Source organism: Pseudoroseomonas cervicalis ATCC 49957 (assembly GCF_000164635.1).
Taxonomy (GTDB): domain Bacteria; phylum Pseudomonadota; class Alphaproteobacteria; order Acetobacterales; family Acetobacteraceae; genus Pseudoroseomonas; species Pseudoroseomonas cervicalis.
On sequence record NZ_GG770777.1, the window covers coordinates 1,145,701 to 1,150,916 of the forward strand.

At 71.2% G+C, this 5,216-nt stretch carries 7 protein-coding genes; 3 read left to right on the forward strand and 4 right to left on the reverse strand.

Annotated elements, in window-relative coordinates; translation table 11 throughout:
* Positions 1-96: 96 nt before the first annotated feature.
* Positions 97-1,548: an NAD(P)-dependent oxidoreductase gene (locus HMPREF0731_RS04970; protein ID WP_007002940.1), complete on the reverse strand. Its 1,452-nt coding sequence runs from the start codon at positions 1,546-1,548 to the stop codon at positions 97-99.
* Between the two features lie 237 nt (positions 1,549-1,785).
* On the reverse strand, positions 1,786-2,733 hold the full coding sequence (locus HMPREF0731_RS04975) for a complex I NDUFA9 subunit family protein (RefSeq protein ID WP_007002941.1): 948 nt from the start codon (positions 2,731-2,733) through the stop codon (positions 1,786-1,788).
* A gap of 211 nt (positions 2,734-2,944) precedes the next feature.
* On the opposite strand from HMPREF0731_RS04975, the gene HMPREF0731_RS04980 reads away from it, so the two are divergent.
* The gene (locus tag HMPREF0731_RS04980) at positions 2,945-3,508 is read left to right on the forward strand and encodes a DUF1013 domain-containing protein (RefSeq protein WP_007002942.1); all 564 of its coding nucleotides are present in this window, start codon (positions 2,945-2,947) and stop codon (positions 3,506-3,508) included.
* A 185-nt stretch (positions 3,509-3,693) separates the two neighbouring features.
* Here HMPREF0731_RS04980 and HMPREF0731_RS04985 read toward each other — a convergent pair whose 3' ends face one another.
* Positions 3,694-3,942, reverse strand: a complete 249-nt coding sequence (locus HMPREF0731_RS04985) for a DUF3126 family protein (protein ID WP_007002943.1) — start codon at positions 3,940-3,942, stop codon at positions 3,694-3,696.
* A gap of 194 nt (positions 3,943-4,136) precedes the next feature.
* Positions 4,137-4,307, reverse strand: a complete 171-nt coding sequence (locus HMPREF0731_RS23575) for a YdcH family protein (RefSeq protein WP_007002944.1) — start codon at positions 4,305-4,307, stop codon at positions 4,137-4,139.
* Positions 4,308-4,537: 230 nt separating this feature from the next.
* Between HMPREF0731_RS23575 and HMPREF0731_RS04990 the strand changes: the two genes are divergently transcribed.
* Positions 4,538-4,738, forward strand: a complete 201-nt coding sequence (locus tag HMPREF0731_RS04990; protein ID WP_040612315.1) for a YdcH family protein — start codon at positions 4,538-4,540, stop codon at positions 4,736-4,738.
* Between the two features lie 30 nt (positions 4,739-4,768).
* Positions 4,769-5,216 (forward strand): helix-turn-helix domain-containing protein (locus tag HMPREF0731_RS04995; RefSeq protein ID WP_169312252.1); only part of this gene is annotated, 448 nt, incomplete at its 3' end.

Genomic DNA, 5,216 nt, shown 5'->3' on the forward strand with positions numbered 1-5,216 from the left:
AGGGCGCCGGCGCGGCACCGCTGCCGAACTGGCTGGGCTGCGCCAGCGCCAGCGGCGCGGCGAGCAGCAGCGGCGCGGCGACCAGGAACCGCCGCATCACTCGGCCGCCATGGCCGGGCTGGCGGCGGCCGCCTTGCGGGCGAGCACATAGGATTCGATCTGCTCGGCCGCGTCGCGCCCGTCGCGGATGCCCCAGACCACCAGCGAGGCGCCGCGCACGATGTCGCCGGCGGCGAAGACGCCCTCCAGCTTCGTCATCATGCTGCGGCGGTCGATGGTCAGCGTGCCCCAGCGGCTGACGGTCAGCCCCGGCTCGCCGAACAGGGTCGGCAGGTCCTCGGGGTCGAAGCCCAGCGCCTTGATCACCAGGTCGGCGGGCTCGGTGAAGCCGCTGCCCGGGATCGGCTCGACCTGCTGGCGGCCGGTGGCGTCCGGCAGGCCGAGATGCATCTTCACCGCGCGCACACCGGAGACGCGGCCCTCCTGCCCCTCGAAGCCCTCGGGCGCCGAGAGCCAGGAGAAGGTGACGCCCTCCTCCTCGGCATTCGACACCTCGCGCATCGAGCCGGGCATGTTCGCCTTGTCGCGGCGGTAGAGGCAGGTGACGGCGGCGGCGCCCTGGCGGATGGCGGTGCGCACGCAATCCATCGCCGTGTCGCCGCCGCCGATGACGACGACGCGCTTGCCGGCGGCGTTCAGCGTGCCATCGACGAATTCCGGCACATGGTCGCCGAGATTCTCGCGGTTGGAGGCGGTGAGGTAGTCCAGCGCCGGCACGATACCGGCGAGGTCGGAGCCCGGCCCGCCAATGTCGCGCGCCTTGTAGACGCCGGTGGCGATCAGCACCGCGTCGTGCTTCGCGCGCAGCTCGGCCAGCGAGATGTCCTGGCCGATGCGGCAGTTCAGCACGAACTCGATGCCGGCCTCGGCATACTGGGCGTGGCGGCGGAGGACGACCTCCTTCTCCAGCTTGAAGTTCGGGATGCCGTAGATCATCAGCCCGCCGACGCGGTCATAGCGGTCATAGACCGTGACCTTCCAGCCGCGCAGCCGCAGCCGCTCGGCCGCCGCCAGGCCGGCGGGGCCGGCACCGATGATGCCGACCGAATGCTCCACCTCGCGCGCGGGCTTGGGCGGCTTCACCCAGCCCTGCTCCCAGGCGGTGTCGGTGATGTACTTCTCGACAGCGCCGATGGTGACACTGTCAAAACCCTTCTCGATGACGCAATTGCCTTCGCAGAGCCGGTCCTGCGGGCAGACGCGGCCGCAGATCTCGGGGAAGGTGTTGGTGGCGGAGGAGACCTCATAGGCCTCCTCCAGCCGCCCCTCGGCGGTCAGCTTCAGCCAGTCGGGGATGTTGTTGTTCAGCGGGCAATGGATCGAGCAGAAGGGCACGCCGCACTGGCTGCAGCGGCTGGCCTGCTCGCCGGCGCGCTCGGCGCTGAAGCGCTGGTAGATCTCGCCGAAATCGGCCTTTCGCTCGGTGGCGGCGCGCTTGTCGGGCGTCTGTTGGGAAAGTCGCACGAATTGCAGCATGCGTTCGGCCATCGGGCGCGGGTCCTTCGGGCAGGAAGGGATCGGGACCGGGAGGCGGCCGCCCGCGCAGGCAGCGCCGGGCGGGGCTCGCACCCCGGCCGCGCAGCTTTGGCATAGTCGGACGGGGGTTGCGAGTCTTAATTGCGCCGAAAGGTCACCCTTTCTGACCTTAAAATCGCAACCCCCTTTCAGGATCGCACCAGTATTGCATCCCGGTCATGTTGATGGGTCCGATTCGGTCATTACCCCTCAGGCCGGCTGGGCGCGACGCGCCCCACCCGGGCGGAACCGCGCCAGATAGCCCGGCACCACCGCCTCCATCGCCGTGGGCGCGATGCCCAGATCGGCCAGCGTCTTCGCCTCGGCCGAGACCACATTGTCGCGCCGCAGCTGCGCCAGCTGGTCGCGCGTCAGCGGCGGGTTGGGCAGCATTTCCCCCAGCCGCGCCTGCAGGCGCACCAGCCCGTCCGGCAGCGGCACCAGCCGCTTCGGCCGGCCCGTCACCTCCAGCACATAGCCCATCAGCTCGCGGAAGCTGGCGACGCGCGGCCCGCCCAGCTCATAGGTCTGGCCCGGCGCCTCGGGCCGCGTCGCCGCCGCGACGATGGCGGCGGCCACATCGCCCACGAAGACCGGCTGGAAGCGCGTCGCGCCGCAGACCACCGGCATCACCGGCAGCAGCTGCGCCATGCCGGCGAAGCGGTTGAAGAACTGGTCCTCCGGCCCGAACACGATGGAGGGGCGCAGGATGGTCGCGCGCGGGAAGGCCGCGCGCAAAGCCGCCTCCCCCGCCGCCTTGCTGCGGGCGTATTCGGAGGGGCTGGCGGCATCGGCGCCGATCGCCGAGACCTGCACCACCCGGCCGACGCCGGCCGCCGCGGCGGCGCGGCCGATCCGCCCCGGCAGCTCGCCCTGCAGGCGCTGGAAATCGCCTTTCCGCTTCTCCGCCAGGATGCCGACCAGGTTCACCACCAGGTCGGCGCCCTGGAACAGCCGGGCCATCGCCGCCTCGTCCGACAGGCGCAGCGAAACCGGCTCGACCTGGCCGAGCTGCCCCTGCGTCGCCAGCGGCCGCACCGCCTCCGGATTCCGCGTGACGATGCGCAGCTGGTAGTCCAGCCGCGCCAGGCGGGGCACCAGATGCCTGCCGATGAAGCCCGTCCCGCCGAACAGCACCGCCACGGGGCGCGTCGCCATCTGCCGATCTCCTTGCTCGTTGCGTCTGCCGACGATATGGGGCGCCAGGGCCCGCGCCAAGGCGCGCGCGTGCCAAAGCTTTCCGCGACGGCGGGGCAGGCATTCCGAGCCGCCGGGCGCTCGGGCTTTGACCCCTCCCTTCCCGCTCTCTATATGCAACGGCATCTGGGGCGGCCTGTGCGGGCTGCCCGACCGACTCGTAAGGTTTCCGATGACCCTGCCGCTGATGCCGAAGGCCACCGCTGTGTGGCTCATCGAGAAGACGTCCCTGAGCTTCGATCAGATCGCCGATTTCGTCGGCATGCATCCGCTGGAGGTGCAGGCGATCGCGGATGGCGAGGTCGCGCAGGGGATCGTCGGCTACGATCCGGTGCAGAACAGCCAGCTGCGCCGCGAGGAGATCCTGCGCTGCGAGGCCGACCCGAACGCCCGGCTGCGGCTGATGGAAACCGCCAGCCCGGCGCCGAAGAGCCGTGGCAAGGGCGCCCGCTACACCCCCGTCTCCAAGCGCAATGACCGCCCGGACGGCATCGCCTTCCTGCTGCGCAACTTCCCGCAGCTCTCCGAGGCGCAGATCGGCAAGCTGCTCGGCACCACCAAGGACACCATCGCCAAGGTGCGCGACCGCACCCACTGGAACAGCGCCAACATCAAGCCGCGCGACCCGGTGATCCTCGGCCTGTGCAGCCAGTCCGACCTGAACGCCGCCATCCTGGCCGCCGGCGGCAACCCCTCCGCCCCCCTGATGCCCCCCGAGGACGAAGACGCCGCTTGATTTTTCTGTCAGCTGCCGGTCAGGGCCGGGAGGGGCGGTGCTGCACGGGCACCTTTCTCTCCGGCCCAGGGTCGCGGCGGGGCATGAACAGCCGGGCATGCAAAAAGGCGGGTCGCTTGGGCGACCCGCCTTTTTGCTGTCCGTGGCCCGCATCCCCGGCCGGGGATGCGCCGCCAGGATGGCGATTACCGGCGCGGCGCCGGGCGCGCGGCCGGCTTGGGCGGCGGCGGCAGATCCTCCTCGAGGATCGTCAGATGGACGGAGTAGGAAATCTCGCCATCCTCGGTGTCGCGGTGCAGCGTGCCGATCACCTCATCCTCGACCGCCACCTCGACCGACAGCCCCGGCCGCGCCGGGCGGATCAGGTTGATGCGGTCGGTGCCGAAGAGGCGACGCAGATAGGTCTGCACGCGCGTGAGATCCGAGGCGTCCATGCCGTGTGTCTTTGCTCCAAAAGGAAAGGGATGCGGGCTTATAGGCCCCGGGACCCTGGCCACCTAGGGCCAAATCGCCACCCTGCCCCGCGCCCGGCCTGGGGAACCAGGGTGGCGACCATAGGCCGTGGGGCAAGAACAGGCACGGCGCCCCCGCTTGACGGGGACGCCGCCGACCTGTCGGGCGCGGCCGTTCAGCGCGCGCTGGACAGGCGCTGCATTTCCTCTTTGAGGCGCAGCTTGGCGCGCTTCAGGCGCATCAGCGTTCCGGCATCCGGCTGCGGCCGGTTGCCCTCCTCGGCAATCTGCCGCTCCAGCGTGGCGTGGCGCTCCTGCAGGCTGCGCAGGCGGGGCTGTTGCATCATCGGCACGCGATCCTCCTGAGGTTGCTTGGCACGGAAGCGCCTTGGGCACGGCAGAGGCGCCGCACCCGCCCTTCCGGGACGGGCCGCTTCAGCCCGCTGCCCCCTTCCCGCAACCCCGACCAGCGGCGTTGGCGGGGCGGAAGGACAGACCGTGCTGTGCGGCCACGCCCGGACATGATATGGCGTTTCCGAGCGCCGATGCGACTCAAACCGACCAACCGATGAGGCCCATCCTGGCGGACCGTGACTCCCTGCTGCGCCAGCTGCATGAGCTCCGCAGCGAGCATCGTGATCTCGACACCGTGATCGCCCGACTGGAGCATTCGGTCGCCGACCAGCTCCAGCTGCAACGGCTGAAGAAGCGCAAGCTGAAGCTGAAGGACGAGATCGCCTGGCTGGAAAGCCGGCTGGTCCCCGACATCATCGCCTGAGCCCGCGCGGCCGCCCGGATGGCGCTGGACATGCGGCAGATCGGCGCGCGGCTGCGGGCCTGGCGCCTGGGCGCCGGCCTCGCGCCCGAGGTGGTGGCCGCGCGGCTCGGCATCTCCCGCGCCGCGCTCTACACCTATGAGAAGGACGGCATCCCGCGGCTCGACCTGCTGGAGCGCGCGGCCGGGCTGCTCGGCGTCTCGCTGGCCGCGCTGATCGGCATCGAGGTCGAGCACTTCCCCGCCGGCGCCGGCTTCTTCGAGCGGCTGCGCCAGGCCGAGGCGGAGGCCGAGCAGATCCTCGCCTGCTTCGACCCGATCTCCATCCTGCTCGCCTCCCCCGCCTATCCCGGCCGGCTGCGGGTGATGCTGACGGAGGCGACCGCCGGCGACCCGGAGGCCGCCGCCGGCGCCGCCCGGGCGCTGGCCGTGCTGGAGGAACGCCGCGCCCAGCATGCCGAGCGGCCGCGCCCGCTGACCG

Coding starts and splice junctions, on each gene's coding strand:
- HMPREF0731_RS04985 (WP_007002943.1), bottom strand. CDS start 3,942: ATGGACGCCTCGGATCTCACGCGCGTGCAGACCTATCTGCGTCGCCTC.
- HMPREF0731_RS04980 (WP_007002942.1), top strand. CDS start 2,945: ATGACCCTGCCGCTGATGCCGAAGGCCACCGCTGTGTGGCTCATCGAG.
- HMPREF0731_RS23575 (WP_007002944.1), bottom strand. CDS start 4,307: ATGATGCAACAGCCCCGCCTGCGCAGCCTGCAGGAGCGCCACGCCACG.
- HMPREF0731_RS04970 (WP_007002940.1), bottom strand. CDS start 1,548: ATGGCCGAACGCATGCTGCAATTCGTGCGACTTTCCCAACAGACGCCC.
- HMPREF0731_RS04975 (WP_007002941.1), bottom strand. CDS start 2,733: ATGGCGACGCGCCCCGTGGCGGTGCTGTTCGGCGGGACGGGCTTCATC.